General features: G+C 62.5%; 14 protein-coding genes. 8 read left to right on the top strand and 6 right to left on the bottom strand.

Going from position 1 to position 14,662, the window contains the following annotated elements:
- Window positions 1–7: 7 nt before the first annotated feature.
- Window positions 8–994, bottom strand: a complete 987-nt coding sequence (locus ACX3P1_RS02930; protein ID WP_459078044.1) for a GDP-L-fucose synthase family protein — start codon at window positions 992–994, stop codon at window positions 8–10.
- Complete coding sequence (gene gmd / locus ACX3P1_RS02925; protein ID WP_459078043.1) at window positions 975–2,048, bottom strand: GDP-mannose 4,6-dehydratase; 1,074 nt, start codon at window positions 2,046–2,048, stop codon at window positions 975–977. Before gmd ends, ACX3P1_RS02930 begins: the two co-directional genes overlap by 20 nt.
- 327 nt (window positions 2,049–2,375) lie before the next feature.
- Between gmd and ACX3P1_RS02920 the strand changes: the two genes are divergently transcribed.
- From ACX3P1_RS02920 to ACX3P1_RS02910, 3 genes are read left to right on the top strand one after another with little or no spacing between them, the layout of a single operon-like run.
- Window positions 2,376–3,653, top strand: coding sequence for a glycosyltransferase family 4 protein (locus ACX3P1_RS02920; RefSeq protein ID WP_459078042.1), 1,278 nt, complete (start codon window positions 2,376–2,378; stop codon window positions 3,651–3,653).
- Window positions 3,650–4,921 carry a glycosyltransferase family 4 protein gene (locus ACX3P1_RS02915; protein ID WP_459078041.1) on the top strand — a complete coding sequence of 424 codons (1,272 nt, stop codon included), beginning with the start codon at window positions 3,650–3,652 and terminating at the stop codon, window positions 4,919–4,921. The genes ACX3P1_RS02920 and ACX3P1_RS02915 overlap by 4 nt, the downstream gene beginning before the upstream one ends.
- Window positions 4,918–6,111: a glycosyltransferase gene (locus ACX3P1_RS02910; RefSeq protein ID WP_459078040.1), complete on the top strand. Its 1,194-nt coding sequence runs from the start codon at window positions 4,918–4,920 to the stop codon at window positions 6,109–6,111. The genes ACX3P1_RS02915 and ACX3P1_RS02910 overlap by 4 nt, the downstream gene beginning before the upstream one ends.
- On the opposite strand, the gene ACX3P1_RS02905 is transcribed toward ACX3P1_RS02910, so the two are convergent.
- Genes ACX3P1_RS02905 through ACX3P1_RS02890 form a run of 4 tightly spaced genes read right to left on the bottom strand, consistent with a single transcriptional unit; the run spans window position 6,073 to window position 10,051 of the window.
- Window positions 6,073–6,687 carry an LbetaH domain-containing protein gene (locus ACX3P1_RS02905; RefSeq protein WP_459078039.1) on the bottom strand — a complete coding sequence of 205 codons (615 nt, stop codon included), beginning with the start codon at window positions 6,685–6,687 and terminating at the stop codon, window positions 6,073–6,075. The genes ACX3P1_RS02910 and ACX3P1_RS02905 overlap by 39 nt on opposite strands.
- Window positions 6,688–6,703: 16 nt before the next feature.
- Window positions 6,704–8,002 carry a hypothetical protein gene (locus ACX3P1_RS02900; RefSeq protein WP_459078038.1) on the bottom strand — a complete coding sequence of 433 codons (1,299 nt, stop codon included), beginning with the start codon at window positions 8,000–8,002 and terminating at the stop codon, window positions 6,704–6,706.
- Between the two features lie 58 nt (window positions 8,003–8,060).
- Window positions 8,061–8,945 (bottom strand): glycosyltransferase family 2 protein, encoded by an 885-nt coding sequence (locus tag ACX3P1_RS02895; protein WP_459078037.1) that lies wholly within the window; start codon window positions 8,943–8,945, stop codon window positions 8,061–8,063.
- Window positions 8,942–10,051, bottom strand: a complete 1,110-nt coding sequence (locus ACX3P1_RS02890) for an MraY family glycosyltransferase (protein WP_459078036.1) — start codon at window positions 10,049–10,051, stop codon at window positions 8,942–8,944. The genes ACX3P1_RS02895 and ACX3P1_RS02890 overlap by 4 nt, the downstream gene beginning before the upstream one ends.
- A 439-nt stretch (window positions 10,052–10,490) precedes the next feature.
- Between ACX3P1_RS02890 and ACX3P1_RS02885 the strand changes: the two genes are divergently transcribed.
- The 5 genes from ACX3P1_RS02885 (at window position 10,491) to ACX3P1_RS02865 (ending at window position 14,624) form a co-directional block, all read left to right on the top strand.
- Window positions 10,491–10,946 (top strand): Ros/MucR family transcriptional regulator, encoded by a 456-nt coding sequence (locus ACX3P1_RS02885; protein WP_459078243.1) that lies wholly within the window; start codon window positions 10,491–10,493, stop codon window positions 10,944–10,946.
- Between the two features lie 293 nt (window positions 10,947–11,239).
- Window positions 11,240–11,485: an acyl carrier protein gene (locus ACX3P1_RS02880; RefSeq protein ID WP_459078035.1), complete on the top strand. Its 246-nt coding sequence runs from the start codon at window positions 11,240–11,242 to the stop codon at window positions 11,483–11,485.
- Window positions 11,486–11,490: 5 nt separating this feature from the next.
- On the top strand, window positions 11,491–12,696 hold the full coding sequence (locus ACX3P1_RS02875) for an acyl-CoA dehydrogenase family protein (protein WP_459078034.1): 1,206 nt from the start codon (window positions 11,491–11,493) through the stop codon (window positions 12,694–12,696).
- Window position 12,697: 1 nt separating this feature from the next.
- A complete protein-coding gene (locus ACX3P1_RS02870; protein ID WP_459078033.1) occupies window positions 12,698–13,621 on the top strand; it encodes an amino acid--[acyl-carrier-protein] ligase in 924 nt (307 codons plus the stop codon).
- A gap of 1 nt (window position 13,622) precedes the next feature.
- Window positions 13,623–14,624, top strand: a complete 1,002-nt coding sequence (locus tag ACX3P1_RS02865) for a DUF1839 family protein (RefSeq protein ID WP_459078032.1) — start codon at window positions 13,623–13,625, stop codon at window positions 14,622–14,624.
- Window positions 14,625–14,662 lie beyond the last annotated feature (38 nt).

The following is a 14,662-nucleotide window of genomic DNA, read 5'->3' as shown; positions in this document are numbered from 1 at the left end:
GAAAAGTTCAGGAACCGGCGGCGATCGCAAGCGGGTCCGCGCGCGTCAACCAATGCGCATAAAGCATGCGAATGCCGCTCCTCAGGTCCGTCGTCGGCCGCCAGCCCAGCGCATCGATGCGGGCGGTGTCGAGGCGCTTGCGCGGTGTGCCGTCCGGCTTGGTGGCGTCATAGACGAACTCGCCCTCGAAGCCGACCTCCTGCGCGATAAGGCTGGCCAGGTCGCGGATGGTAATCTCGTGCCCGGCCCCTATGTTGATCGGGTCCTTCCCCGCATAATTCTTCATCAGGAAAACACAGGCGTCGGCAAGGTCGTCCACATGCAGGAATTCGCGCAAGGGGGTCCCGGAACCCCACAGCACTACCTGCCCGCGCCGCGCCTGCTTGGCCTCGTGAATCTTGCGCATCAGCGCCGGAAGGACATGAGCACTCGCCGGATCGAAATTGTCGTTGGGACCGTAAAGGTTGGTCGGCATCGCGGTGATGAAGCTTCGGCTCAACTGCGAAGCATAGGCGCCGGCGAGTTTCGTTCCGGCAATCTTGGCGATGGCATAGGCTTCATTCGTCGCTTCGAGCGGGCCGCTCAGCAGCATGTCCTCGCGGATCGGCTGCGGCGCGTCGCGTGGATAGGCACAGCTTGAACTCAGCCAGAGCAGCTTATCGACACCGTTTTCCTGCGCGGCATGAATGACATTGGCCGCGATCATCAGGTTGGTGTACAGAAAATCCGCCGGGTAGCGGGCGTTCGCCAGAATGCCGCCCACGCGTGCGGCGGCGACCACGATCGCCTGCGGCCGCGTTTCCCGCATCCAGTCCTCGGTTTCCTTCTGGCGCGTAAGGTCGAGTTCCTGCCGTGTGGGGTAAAGCAGCGTGCAGCCTTCGTTTCCCAGCCGTCGCACGATGGCGGAGCCCACCATCCCGGTATGCCCCGCGACCCAGACACGCTTGCCGCGCAGGTCGTAACGCATCGTCATGTCAGGCGTCGTAGCGATCATTGCGGCCTGCCTCCAGCATGATCGACCGCATATCCGACTGCACCATTTCGGCGACCAGCGCCTCGAAGCCGACGGTATGGTGCCAGCCCAGCCGTTGCCTTGCCTTCGAGGCATCGCCGAGGAGAAAATCGACCTCGTTCGGCCGGAAGTAGCGGGGGTCGATCTCGATCAGTTCGGCACCGCTTGCCGCATCGATCCCTTTTTCGTCGACGCCGGTTCCGGTCCATTCGATTGTCTTGTCGACGGTCCGGAATGCATGCTCGACGAATTCCCGCACGGTGTGGGTCTCCCCGGTTGCAAGTACGTAATCGTCGGGTTCCGGCTGCTGCATGATGCGCCACATGCCCTCCACATAGTCGCGCGCATGCCCCCAGTCGCGCTTGGCGTCGAGATTGCCGAGCCGCAACCTGTCCTGCAGCCCGCGCTCGATCGCGGCAACGGCGCGCGTGATCTTGCGGGTGACGAACGTCTCGCCGCGAACCGGGCTTTCATGGTTGAAGAGAATGCCGTTCGAGGCATGCATTCCGTAAGCTTCCCGGTAATTGTTGGTGATCCAGTACGCGTAGAGCTTGGCCGCCGCATATGGGCTACGCGGCGCGAATGGGGTTTGTTCGTTCTGCGCGACTTCGGCGGTCTTGCCGAAAAGCTCCGAGGTCGACGCCTGATAGAAGCGGCAACTCTTGGTCAGGCCGGCAATTCTCATGCTCTCCAGAAGGCGCAGCGTGCCTAGCGCGTCGGCATTGGCGGTGTATTCCGGCGTCTCGAAGCTGACCTGGACGTGGCTCTGGGCTCCGAGATTGTAAATCTCGTCGGGCCGCACTTCCTGAACCACCCGGCACAGATTGGTGGCGTCGGTGAGATCGCCATAATGAAGCCGAAACCGAACATCCTCCTCATGCGGGTCCTGGTAGAGATGGTCGATCCTCGATGTGTTGAAGGAAGAGGATCGCCGTTTCAGCCCGTGAACGAGGTAGCCTTTCGAGAGAAGCAACTCGCTGAGATAAGCGCCGTCCTGTCCCGTGACCCCGATGATGAGCGCCGTTTTTTCTGCCACTTGCATACCCTTGGCGTTGCTGGCCGGCATGCCCCTTGCCGGACTTCCAACGCCAAGTTTCGCCGACACACCGCAAATCCGCATCCTCTCAATCCGGTGAGCCACCGTTTGGTCGGTTCCTTCTCCGAAAGGCCGATGCTGCGCATGGCAGCGTTCACCCATGCGGGAAAATAGTCTGCCCGGAGGTTGCCCCTACCCCGCGAGGGCGGGTGGCTACCGCTTTTGTAGCCCTTGATGCCCAAGCCGGCCGGCTGCCAAAGTTCCACGTCAAGCTTTGAGGATCGCGACACGCGAACAGCCATTCCGCCGGGGGACATCTGCCAGCCCATGCGAATAATCTTTGCGAACCGCTACTTTTACCCGGATCAGTCGGCAACCAGCCGGATGATTTCCAGTCTTGCCTTCGCCTTGGCCGAGCGCGGTTGCGACGTCGCCGTAATCGCCTCGCGCTCCTGTCACGATAATCGCGATGCCGTCCTGCCGGCCCGCGAGACCATAAATGGCGTCGCCGTCCATCGGCTCTGGAGCCCAGGCTTCGGCAAGCACGGCATTGCCGGGCGCGCCATGGACTATGCCGCCTTTCATCTTTCAGCCGCCGCATGGTGGCTTCGCCACGCTGGCCGCGACGACCTTTGCGTCGTCTGCACGGACCCTCCCCTGCTCACCGTCACGGCCGCTGCCGCCCTCGGGCTCACGGGAGCGAAGAAAGTGGACTGGATCATGGATCTGTTCCCGGAAACGGCGATGGAACTCGGCATGATCGATCCGCGCAAACTGCCGGGCAGGCTTTTTCTCGCTCTCCGGGATTGGGCGCACAAGCGCTCCGCGCTGCTGCTTTGCCCGACCGCGACAATGGCGCGCCATATCGAGGCCGGCCAGCCGGGTGGCAAACAAGGGACGCCGATTACAATCGCCCATCACTGGTCGAACGGCGACGAAATTCATCCCGTGACCCGCAACCGCAATGATTTGCGGCGGCAATGGGGGCTGGGAGACGCCTTCGTCGTTGGATATTCGGGCAATTTCGGCAGGGCCCACGAATTCGCCACGCTACTCGACGCTGCCGAAATGCTGCGGGAGGAACAAGGCATTCGTTTCCTGCTCATCGGCGATGGCCAGCAACTCCCCTTCGTAAAGGCCGAAGTGGCAAGGCGCGATTTGCGCAACGTCCTGTTCAAGCCGTTCCAGCCGAGCGAACGGCTGACTGAGAGCATGGGAGCGGCCGACATCCATATCGTTTCGCTCCGGCCAAGGCTGGAGCATTGCATCATCCCGAGCAAATTCTACGGCATTCTGGCGGCGGCCCGACCAACGCTGTTCATCGGAGCTTCCGATGGCGAGATTGCCTCCATATTGCGCGATCGCGCATGCGGCGATACGGTAGAACCCGGCCAGGCCGATCTGCTGGCCAGGCGGATCATCGACCTCAAAGCGTCGCCATCCCTGGTCGCGGCCATGGGGGAGCGCGCCCACCGCCTTTTCGAGAGCGACTATGCGCGCGACCGGGGCGTGACGGAATGGTTGCGGGCAATCTCACCGTTGCTGGGCACTGAACCGCGCCCGATCAGAGCCAAGGCGGCCGTTTCCGGGGGAGTCGGGCGGTGAGCGACAGCGTCGTTGTCAGCCAACGCGGCGCGCGCATGCACTATGCCGTGGCCCGGATATTCAACGAGGCGAACGAGCTTGAGCGGCTCTATACCGACATATGCGCGACGCGGGGTTGGCCGCGCGCGCTGGCCGGCTTGCCCAGCCGGTTCCTGCCGAAAAGCCTGCGCCGCCTGGCCGGCCGCGTCCCGAAGGGAATACCGCGCGAGCGTATCCGGTGTTTCGAGGCCATAGGCTTAACGTCCGTGTTGAGCGTCATGTTCGATGCGAGGCGCGCCACCGAGACGGCGGTGGCGATCCGTGCGGCGCACGATTTTTCGGCAGGCGTGGTCCGCAACGGCTTCGGCGCGGCCAGCGGCTTCTACGGCATCAGCGGCGAATGCCTGGAGCAATTGGAAGCGGCGCGGGCACGGGGCCTGTGGACCGCGGTCGAGCAGATCATCGCCCCGCGAGCAAGCGTCGACCGGCTGGTTGCAGGCGAGGCCGACCGCTTTCCGGACTGGGAGCCGGCCATCGAAGACGATCTGCTTTCCGGCGCCTACGCGGCGCGCGAAATCGCCGAGTGGAAAGCGGCCGACATCATCATCTGTCCATCCGAATTTGTCCGCGACGGCATCGGTGAAGCAGGCGGGCCGACCGAGAAATGCGTGATCGTACCCTACGGCATAGACGCCGGCTTCCGGCTCCCGCCGCGCCCCCCGCGCCCGGAGCAGCCGCTGCGTGTGCTGACGGTCGGGGCTGTCGGCTTGCGCAAAGGCGCGCCCTACGTGCTCGAAGCGGCGCGCAGGATGGGAAAAACGGCGGATTTCCGCATGGTGGGCCCCTGCTTTGTCGCCCAGCCGCGACAGGACGAATTGCGGACAGCCCTCGATCTGCGAGGTGCTGTTCCCCGCACCGAGATCATGGATCACTATGCCTGGGCCGACGTGTTCCTGCTGCCCTCGGTCTGCGAAGGTTCGGCGACGGTGGTTTACGAGGCACTGGCGGCCGGGTTGCCGGTTGTCACCACGCCAAACGCCGGCAGCGTCGTTCGTGATGGAGTGGACGGGTTCATTGTCGAACCGGGCAACGTCGAGGCGATATGCCGTAGCCTAAGCGTCTTGAATGACGATCGCGCCTTGCTGGAAGCCATGTCGCGGCAGGCATGCGAAACCGCCGCCGGCTACGACCTCGCCGCTTACGGCAAGCGTTTGAGGGCCGCGCTCACGCCAGTGCGCGATCGTCACAGGCAGGCAGCCCGGTCGAACGGCGCGGTGGCCGCCCCATGAACATGCACAACCTTTCGACCTTGCCGATCCGCTCCGGCACGGATGTCAGGGTCGGCATGCTGGTCGGATCGATTTCGACTTCGAGCGGCGGTGTCAGCGAAGCCGTGCGCTCCCTTTCGCTGGCGCTGCGGCGGCAACCCGGCGTGTCGGTCGATATCTTCAGCCTAGGTGCACCGGGCGACGACAATCGCGACTTCGGCGATATTCCGGTACATCTCGCCCGCGCGATTGGCCCGGCATCCTTCGGATTCGCGCCGGAACTCGACCGGCTCCTGCTTCGGCACCGGATCGACGTGCTTCATGTCCACGGCTTGTGGATGTATCCGTCCATCGCAGCCCGCTCTTGGGCACGCCGCACCGGGCGGCCCTACGTGGTCAGCCCGCATGGCATGCTCGACCCCTGGGCGCTGAACAACAGCGCTTGGAAGAAGCGCCTGGCAAGGGTGGTCTTCGAGGACCGGCACCTGAAAAACGCCGCCATCCTGCACGCGCTTTGTGACAGTGAACACGAAGCCATAGTGAGTGCCGGCATCGATACGGCAACCGTCGTCCTGCCGAATGGCGTGGACCAGCAGCGCCCCGTCATTGGCCAGGCCCAGTGGCGTCGCGAACTCGGTCCTGAGGCGAAAATCCTGCTTTTTCTCGGCCGGGTCACGCCAAAGAAGCAAGTGGCCGAACTGATCCGGGCATGGATCGACGAACGCGAACCGGGGTCGCCCTGGCATCTCGTGCTGGCCGGCCCGGTGGATGCCTCCTACCGGCAGGCGCTTGCCGAAATCATCGAAGCGAACCAGGCCGGCAAGCATGTCCATATGGCGGGGCCGGTCTTCGGCAAGGATCGCGACCTTGCTTACGCCTCGGCCGACGCTTTCGTCCTGCCGTCGCTGAGCGAGGGCCTGCCGATGGCCGCGCTCGAAGCGTTCGCGGCAGGCCTGCCGGCGCTTTTGACGCCGCAATGTAACCTGCCGGAAGCCTTCACCGCGCGCTGTGCGCTAAGAATGGAGACGGATGAGGCATCCATCCGAACCGGCGTGCGCCGCCTTTTCGACATGGACGAAGCCGAGCGCCTGGCGATGGGCGCGCGGGCGCGGCGCCTGACGTCCGATCGGTTCGACTGGACCGTGATCGCGGAACGCTTTGGTGCCCTTTACTCAACACTCGCCCTTGAGGCGAAGGTCCGGTCTTTCTGAGAACCGGCGTTTCCGGATCGGCTTTGCCGGGTTGCCGGCATAAACCGTCCAGTCGTCCAGATCCTTGAAGGCAACGCCACGCGCGCCAAGAACCGCGCCGCACCCCACGGTTACGCCGGGGCCGACAAACGCCTCGGCCGCGATCCATGCCTGCTGCCCGATCATGATGGGCTTGGCGACCAGCCTGAAATCGGGATCGTCGATATTGTGCGTTCCGGTGCAAAGATGCGCCCGCTGCGAGACATCGGCGAAGTCGCGCACGACGATCCGGGCGATGTTGTAGCAGATGACGCCGGGGCCGAGCGAGGCATGCGCGCCCACGACGAGATTGCCCGGCCACCATATCCGCGCGCTCGATCTTATCCGGGCGGTGGGATGAATCTGGGCTCCGAAAAGTTGAAGGAGCGCGCGGCGCAGCCCGTTCATCTGCGGCGGGGTCCAGCGCGCGAATAGCGTCCAGCAAATCATCCAGCACAGACGGAGCGCACGGTGCCGGAGCCCGAATGTCTGCCCGCCCAGCTTTGGCGGACTGGCGTTTTCAAGCGCCCTGGAGAAACCGGTAAATCGCGATGTCATTTTACGACACTCTTGTTCAGGCAGCCAAAGGCATGTCGGGACGGTGGGCAGGCAATTTCGAACCGGAAGGTAACGGACGAGGCCCCGAGGGATGGTCGATCACCAGGGCGAACAGCAGGGCGGGCACCAGAAACAGACCCATATGCACCCAGACCTGGATCACCCAGTCGGTCAGGTGAGAGATCGAATGCATCGCCGGCACGATACTGAGCATGTAGGCGAGTTGCGCGGACGTCCATCCCGCCATCGCCGACGTCCATATCCGGAAGACGACATAGGCGAGCAGGAAGAACTTGAGCGCCCCGAAATACCAGAACGACTGGAAAGCGTCGGCCATCCCGGTTTCGGTCGTGCCTGTCAGAGGCGTATAGTCGCGTGCCGGAGGCGGTAGCGCGAACATCAAGGAATTCTTGATCGAACTGCCGACAAGTTGCGCCGGAACGAAATTGAAAACCAGGCGATTCCAGTGAATCTTTCCGTAATCGAGTTGCATATGGTGGCTTACGGTGCCGATACGCTCGATTGCGTTGGACATCTCATCCCCACCCTGCTCGATCAGCGTCTCCAGATTCTTGGTAATATCGATCTCGGATATCTGATCGAGAACCGGCCCGTCATTGGCGCGTGTGATCTGGCGATAGTCCGCCATGCTCGTCGTGGTGACGAGACCCGCCGCCAGGCCGGCGACAATCGCCCAGCGCGGCACGACCCAGCGTCGCTGGAACCAGAACGCAAGCACGATCATCATGACCAGTTCGACGGCTTCTGCGCGTTTTCCGGTAATGACGATACGTTCGAGGTAGAAAACGAGGTCGATGAGGATCAGTAATGCTGCAAACTTGCTCGGCCGGCGCGCGAAGCACAGCAGGGCGATCGCCAGGCCATAGGTCAGCAGGCGGGCGAAAAACAGATAGACGACGGGCATGCCGGTCATCTGTACACCGATCGATATTTCGCCCGGCAGATGGCTGAGCTTGTAGTAGAACGCCGCCCCGACCAGCGAAAACACCATTGCGACCACCAGCAGACGGCGCTCATCGAATTTCTGACGAAAGATGTGCAGCGGTTCGGCCGGCCCCGCCCAGCCAAGCCGCAGCATCACCAAGCAGGAGATCGCGACGGCGATGGTGCGGATGTAGTCGCCTTCAGGGATGAGCGGGCTCATCAGGATTCCGGGCAATTGCGGAATGATGAAACTGAAGGTCATGACCCCGGCGAGGAAGGGAAACTCGTAGAACTTTCGTGAATCGACAAAGCCTTCGCCCAGGAACCACAGGACGAAGAGAAACAGGATGGCTGTGACGGCCCAGGTCACGACATTCCCCAGCCGGCAAACGAGCGGGCGCCACCCGCGAGTGGCGGCAGGACTGCATTCATATCGGCAGGCCTTTTTCCCGCCGCTGCAATTCCGCGATCTTGACGACGATCATCTGCTCATAGGCCGCGATCAGCCGGCAATAGGTGTAACCGGGCTTTCCGTCGAGAATGCCCAGCCGCAGCACATACATGTAAAGGAACCGCAAGGTCGGCCGAAACGGCATCCAGTAGGAAAGCTGCTTCATTGCCCGCCGGCGCATGCGCGCATCGCGGCTGAAAAGACCAAACGGATCGGGCCTGAACTTGCGCCGGTGCTCCAGCGCCTCTCGCGCCTCGTGCTCGGAGTAGCGGTTGTGCTTTGCGAACCAGGCATTCATGCCGTTATTAAAGCTGAAATGAGGGAGCAGCGCCTTCAATTCGCCCTCGCCTCCGTCACAGTAGCAGGCCGTGTGGAAGGTCCGTTCGAAACGCACTTCGGCCGGCCGAACGAGGCGCACGACCCAGGTCGGGTAAAGCGAACTGTGCTTGATCCACCTGCCCATGAACATGACCTTGAACCGCACGCGAAACGCCGATTCCCGCGGCATCGGGTCGGTCGTCACCGACAGGATCTCGTCGCGCAGTTCAGGCGTCGTGATCTCGTCGGCATCCGGCATGTAGAGCCAGGCGTTCTTGAACGGAATTTGGGTCAGGCCGTAACTCCTTTGGCCGATTTCGCTATCGTGCACGCGCTGGAACACGCGCGCCCCTGCCGCTTTGGCGATCTCGACCGTCCGGTCGCTGCTGAAAGAATCCAGCACGACGATGTCGTCGCACCACGCCACGGCCTCCAGGCAGGTTGGAAGGTTGCGTTCTTCGTTGAGCGTTAGGATCAGGACGGAAGGGCAACCGATGGCCGTCGACGGGCGGGCGGGCGATGCGGGTAAGACTTGCAAGTTCATGCTGAACCTCCGGAGGGCCGGCCCGTCGCGGAGGCAAGCCTGTTGACTATCCAGTTGCGGGCTTCCGCCTTGACCTGCGCGTCGCGGGTGGCGGACCAGACCACGGCCGTGTGCACGAGCACGGGAACGGCCAGACCAGCGACCATCAGCGGTCCGGGAATGTCGAGAACGATGCCCAGATAGGCGATGGCTCCGCACAGGCCGGACGCGGCGGCGATCAACCCTGCGGCGGCGGCTGGAGAAAAACCCATCTGCAAAAGCAGATGGTGCATATGCCACCGGTCGGGTGAAAGAGGGCTTCTGTGCGCGTGAATTCGCCTCACGACGAGGCTGGCCATGTCGATACTCGGCACGACCAGAACCCACAACAAGGCCGGGAGCGGCAGGCCGCCGGGACCGCCTGCGAGGGTAATGACGAAATAGGCCAGGGCCCCTCCCAACGTAATGCTGCCTGCCTCGCCAAGAAACACGGCGGCCTTGGCCCGCCAGCGATTGCGCATGTTGAACACCAGAAATCCGATGGTCGCCGCAAGCAGGAGAAGGATGTGCAGCGCCAGGTCAGGTCGTCCGGCATAGGAAGCCATCAGCGCCAGCCAGAACAGCGCGCCCGATGCACTTGCCCCGGCGAGGCCATCGATGCCGTCCATCATGTTCATGGCATTCATCGTACCGACCGCGAAAACGACCAGCACCGCCAGCATGGCCGCATAGCCCAGCCCTGTCGGCTCGAAGACCGGGCCGAGCCCGAAATTGATGGCCGAAATGTCGGCGGTGGCGATCAGGACGACAGCGGCAAGCGTCTCCATGGCCAGTCGCGGCCAAGGCGGCAACCGCCATTTATCGTCCGCTATCCCGACCAGGACGAGCAAGCCAAGCCCCAGCAACAGTCCTGCCGGGATGGGGAAATTCGTTGACCAGCCGTATCCCACAGCGCCCCATGTCAGGAACACCGCGATTCCGCCGCAAAGCGGGACCTTGCCGTCATGCTGCTTTCTGGCGTCGGGAGCATCCAGCAGGCCAAGCGGCACCGCCGCCTGTCGAAGCCATGCGACGAGCAACACCGTCAACGCGAAAGTGCACAGGAGTTGGGCAAGCATAAACGACATGTCGACACCCTGCCGATCCATTTCCCGACAGGGTTCTGCCGCGCTGACGAGGATCGGGTTCGGCCGATGCTACGACTGCCGATGGGACGTTTCGACTTGGGAATTCAGGGGTAAGCATTCTCCGTCGGGCGTAGCCTACTATCGCCATACGGCCAGGGAGGGCTAAGCGTGACGAACTGGATCGAAGTCATTAGGCAAGCGTGACGTACCGTTCGTTTAAGGGGATACTGCGGTACATCGTCGATGCAAAACAAGATGAAGTTTCCACCTCGATCTCGGGTATAGAAAGTGTTATCTTTGCCACACTCCGATTATGGGAAGGTGAAACCCGCAATCAACGGGGAAACAAGTGGCCAAAACGCATTGCGTGGGTTGAGCTTTGGCAAAACAAGCACTAAACGGAGCGACGGTGGGGCCAGTATCGAAAGAAAAGTCAATGATGAGCGATACCATAGCCGAGAATGAAGCACATTTAGAACTGACGGCGGATATCGTTTCTGCCTACGTTTCGAATAATCCGCTTCCCACTTCCGAACTGTCCGCGTTGATAGCCAATGTCAGCGCAGCCCTCTCGGGACTTGGACGGGTCACGGAAGTCGAAACGGTAGCGCCTGTACCGGCAGTTAATCCGAAGAAGTCTGTCTTTCCGGACTACATCATATGCCTGGAAGACGGAAAGAAATTCAAATCCCTGAAGCGTCACCTGACTCAGTTCGGGCTTACGCCCGATGAATACCGGGTGAAGTGGGGATTGCCGCACGACTATCCCATGGTGGCGCCCAATTACGCCGCCTCGCGCTCCGCGCTGGCCAAGAAGATGGGCCTCGGCCGCAAGCCGGCCCAGCCGGAACCGGTTGCACCGGCAAAGCGCGGTCGCAAGCCAAAGGCCGCCTGAGAACGCCGACCTTCCGCCTGATAAAAGGCGGCAGGAAAAATGTAGGCCTGCCGCGAACATTCGAACGGATGGTCGCGGCAGCTTGCTTTGGCGTGCGCCCTTGTCGCGAAACCGGAGCCGGGTGCTTCTCCGGCGCGCCGCCCGTGCATGCACGCAAGCATATCTAAATTTGACGGGGCCTTTGTTACCATTCCTTAATATTGCTTGAACGTAGCCCGGCGCGTTAACGTCATGGTTGCCTTATGAGGTCAGATTGCCGCCAGCAATCACTGACAACAGAAATGGGCACTTCCATGATAGACCAGGTTCGCACGCTATTGTCCGGTCATCCGTCGATTCCGCTGAACATCGCGGCCCTCTCCGACGATGCCAATCTCTACGATGCGGGGCTGACTTCCTTTGCTTCGGTCCAGATGATGCTGGCGCTCGAAGAGGAATTCGACATTGAGTTCCCCGAGACGATGCTGACGCGCCGTACGTTCTCGTCGCTGGCCAATGTTGCGGACGCCATCGCCCAGTTGACGCGCAAAGCGGCGTAACGGCCATGAATGTCCTTCAAAAAATCGACACCGCGGCATCGGCCGCGGTGAGAGATTCGGCCGCTGAGCGCATGCATCGCGTAGCGCTCGTGGCTGCCCGGAACGCCGATGCCGTCGACCATGAAGGCAGATTTCCCCAGGAGACGATCGACGCGCTGAAACAGGAACGCCTGCTCGGCATCGCCATTCCCGCCGATCATGGCGGCGAGGGCGTCGGAACGCTCTTGATCGCAGACCTGATCGTCCAGCTTGGCCAGGCTTGCGGCTCGAGCGCCATGATTTACGCCATGCACCAGATCAAGACGTCGAGTTTCGTCATGCACGGCATCACCAGCGATTGGCACCGCGCCTATATGCGCCGCATCGCCACCGAGCAGTTGCTGATGGCCTCGGCGACGACGGAAGCCGGCATTGGCGGCAATCTGCGCAATTCGATCTGCGCCATCGAGGTTGCCGGCGGGCGCTTCGCGTTGACCAAGGAAGCCACCGTCATTTCCTATGGCAATTACGCCGACGCCATTTTGGCGACCGCCCGGCGCGCGCCGGATGCCGCCGGCTCCGACCAGATCATGGTCGTCATCCCCAACGACGCCAACCGCTCGCTGGAGCGCACTTCGGTGTGGGATACGCTTGGCATGCGCGGCACCTGCTCGGACGGCTTTCACCTCGAAGCGTCTGGCGATGCGAAGCAGATATTCCCAAAACCGTTTTCCGAGATCGCCGCGCAGTCGATGCTGGCAAGCTCGCACATCTATTGGGCGGCGACCTGGTTCGGCATTGCCGCCGACGCCTTCAACCGGGCGCAGGCCTTCGTCAAGGCGGCGGCGCGCAAGCAGCCCGACACCATGCCGCCCGGCGCGCTGCGTCTGGCCGAGGCGGCCGCCAAGCTGCAGGAGATGAAAGGACATCTGACAGCCGCGATCCACTGTTTCGACGCCGCGCGCGGCAATGACGACGCACTGTCCTCGATTGGCTTTGCAGCCGAGATCAACGCCTTGAAGGTGGCCTCCAGCGAGAAGGCCGGCGAGGTCGTGCGCCTTGCCATGCTGATCAACGGCATCCTCGGCTACAAGAACGGCACGCCGTTCAGCGTCGGCCGCCATATGCGCGACGTCACCTCCGCACCGATCATGATCTCGAACGACCGCATTCTTTCCAACACGGCGACGCTCATGCTGATGAGCCGCTTCGATACCACGCTGGGACACTGACATGGACGCCAAGACCTTCGATGCAAAGACGCTGCTCGACAATCTGTTCGAGAACGGCATCCTGTTCGAAACCGGCGTCGATGGCCTTTACGGCCGCTCCGGCGCCTTCGAGGAAGTGATCGAGCGCTTCGAGCGGCTGGTCACGCGCCTTGGCGCGCCGGACAAGGCGACGCGCATCCATTTCCCCCCTGGCATGAGCCGTCGTACTCTGGAGAAGAGCGGCTATATGAAGAGCTTTCCGCAGCTTGCCGGCTGCGTGCACTCCTTCATGGGCAATGAGCGCGAGCATGCCTCGCTGCTGGGCATGATGGAAGACGGCCAGGACTGGACGGAGATGCAAAAGGCCACCGATGTCGCGCTGACGCCGGCTGCCTGCTATCCGCTCTATCCGACCGTCGCCGCGCGCGGCCCGGTGGCGGCCGAGGGGGTATTGTTCGAACTGTCGTCCTACTGCTTCCGCCATGAGCCGTCGCAGGACCCGGCACGGATGCAGCTTTTCCGCATGCGCGAATTCGTCAAGATCGGCACGGCCGAGCAGGTCCACGCCTTCCGCGAAAGCTGGCTGACGCGCGGCAAGGCGATGATCGAGCAACTCGGCCTGCCCTGCGACGTGGATGTGGCCAACGATCCGTTCTTCGGCCGTGGCGGCAAGATGATGGCCAACAGCCAGCGCGACCAGGGCCTGAAATTCGAACTGCTCATCCCCGTGTCGAGCCTCGAAAACCCGACTGCCTGCCTGAGCTTCAACTACCATCAGGACCATTTCGGCCAGACCTGGGGCCTGAAATTCGCCGACGGCAGCACCTGCCATTCGGCCTGTGTCGGCTTCGGCCTGGAGCGCGTGGCCCTTGCGCTGTTTCGCCATCATGGCCCCGACATCGAGGCGTGGCCGGCTTCCGTTCGCGCCGTGCTGTGGGGTGCCTGACATGCGGCAGGCCATCGCCAATCTCGATCCGACCGCCTACAGGCCGCATGCCCTGCACGACCCGGAACGGCGCTGGCCGCAGACCAACTGCTATGTTGATCTCTTGATCGAGATCATGGCCGCAACGGGACATGACCCGGTCGCGGCCCTCGGCTTCACGGTGGCGCAGGATTATGAAGGCGACCAGTTCACCTTCTTCAAGTTTCCGACCGCCGACCTGCAGCGGCTGGCAGGGCTGGACATTCAGGAACTGGCGCTGTTCGACCGGCTGGAAGATCATCTGCTTGTACAGATCGAGCGCGGCCGCCTGCCGCTGATCGAGGTTGATGCCTTTTACCTGCCCGACACGCGCGGCATCACCTACCAGATCGGGCACTCCAAGACCTCCATCGGCATCAACGGCCTCGATCCGCAGGCCAAGCGGATGAACTACTTTCACAATGATGGCTTCTTCGCCCTCGAGGGAGAAGATTATGACGGCATTTTTGCCACGAGAAGCGAGGCCGACGCGCACGGCCTGCCACTGTTTCCCTATGCCGAGTTCGTGAAATTCGATGCGCCGCGCCCCGCACAGGATACGGTTTCCGCAGCCCTTTCCCTGCTTGGCCATCATTTGTCGCGGCGTCCGAAACGCAACCCGCTTGCGGTCTATGGTTCGGAATTCGAAGACCACGCCAAGGCCCTGGCGGGCCGCGCGCCCGAATACTTCCACACCTATGCCTTCAACACGCTGCGGCAGGTGGGCGCGAACTTCGAATTACTGGCAAGCCACCTCGCATGGTTGGGACGCCACGCCGAGATCGATTTCGCCGAGCCTGCCGAGGCCGCGGAGCGGATAGCCGATGTCGCCAAGGCGATGCAGTTCAAGCTTGCCCGCGCCATGGCCCGCCAGCGCTTCGATGGCCTTGCCGACCTGATCGAGCCGATGGCAAGGGCCTACGACACGGCGATGGTTTCGCTGGACGAACAACTGTCGGACATGGGCATTTTGAAGGCGGCTTAGCATCGCGCGGCCATGTGGGTCGCATCTGGGGAGCTTGG

It is taken from the genome of Mesorhizobium sp. A623, from assembly GCF_054489405.1.
Note: the sequence above shows the minus strand (reverse complement) of the source record. Positions and strands in the feature narration are given on the sequence as shown.

Coding starts and splice junctions, on each gene's coding strand:
- ACX3P1_RS02870 (WP_459078033.1), top strand. CDS start 12,698: ATGGACGCCAAGACCTTCGATGCAAAGACGCTGCTCGACAATCTGTTC.
- ACX3P1_RS02910 (WP_459078040.1), top strand. CDS start 4,918: ATGAACATGCACAACCTTTCGACCTTGCCGATCCGCTCCGGCACGGAT.
- ACX3P1_RS02865 (WP_459078032.1), top strand. CDS start 13,623: ATGCGGCAGGCCATCGCCAATCTCGATCCGACCGCCTACAGGCCGCAT.
- ACX3P1_RS02920 (WP_459078042.1), top strand. CDS start 2,376: ATGCGAATAATCTTTGCGAACCGCTACTTTTACCCGGATCAGTCGGCA.
- ACX3P1_RS02875 (WP_459078034.1), top strand. CDS start 11,491: ATGAATGTCCTTCAAAAAATCGACACCGCGGCATCGGCCGCGGTGAGA.
- ACX3P1_RS02905 (WP_459078039.1), bottom strand. CDS start 6,687: ATGACATCGCGATTTACCGGTTTCTCCAGGGCGCTTGAAAACGCCAGT.
- ACX3P1_RS02895 (WP_459078037.1), bottom strand. CDS start 8,945: ATGAACTTGCAAGTCTTACCCGCATCGCCCGCCCGCCCGTCGACGGCC.
- ACX3P1_RS02885 (WP_459078243.1), top strand. CDS start 10,491: ATGAGCGATACCATAGCCGAGAATGAAGCACATTTAGAACTGACGGCG.
- ACX3P1_RS02880 (WP_459078035.1), top strand. CDS start 11,240: ATGATAGACCAGGTTCGCACGCTATTGTCCGGTCATCCGTCGATTCCG.
- ACX3P1_RS02890 (WP_459078036.1), bottom strand. CDS start 10,051: ATGTCGTTTATGCTTGCCCAACTCCTGTGCACTTTCGCGTTGACGGTG.
- ACX3P1_RS02930 (WP_459078044.1), bottom strand. CDS start 994: ATGATCGCTACGACGCCTGACATGACGATGCGTTACGACCTGCGCGGC.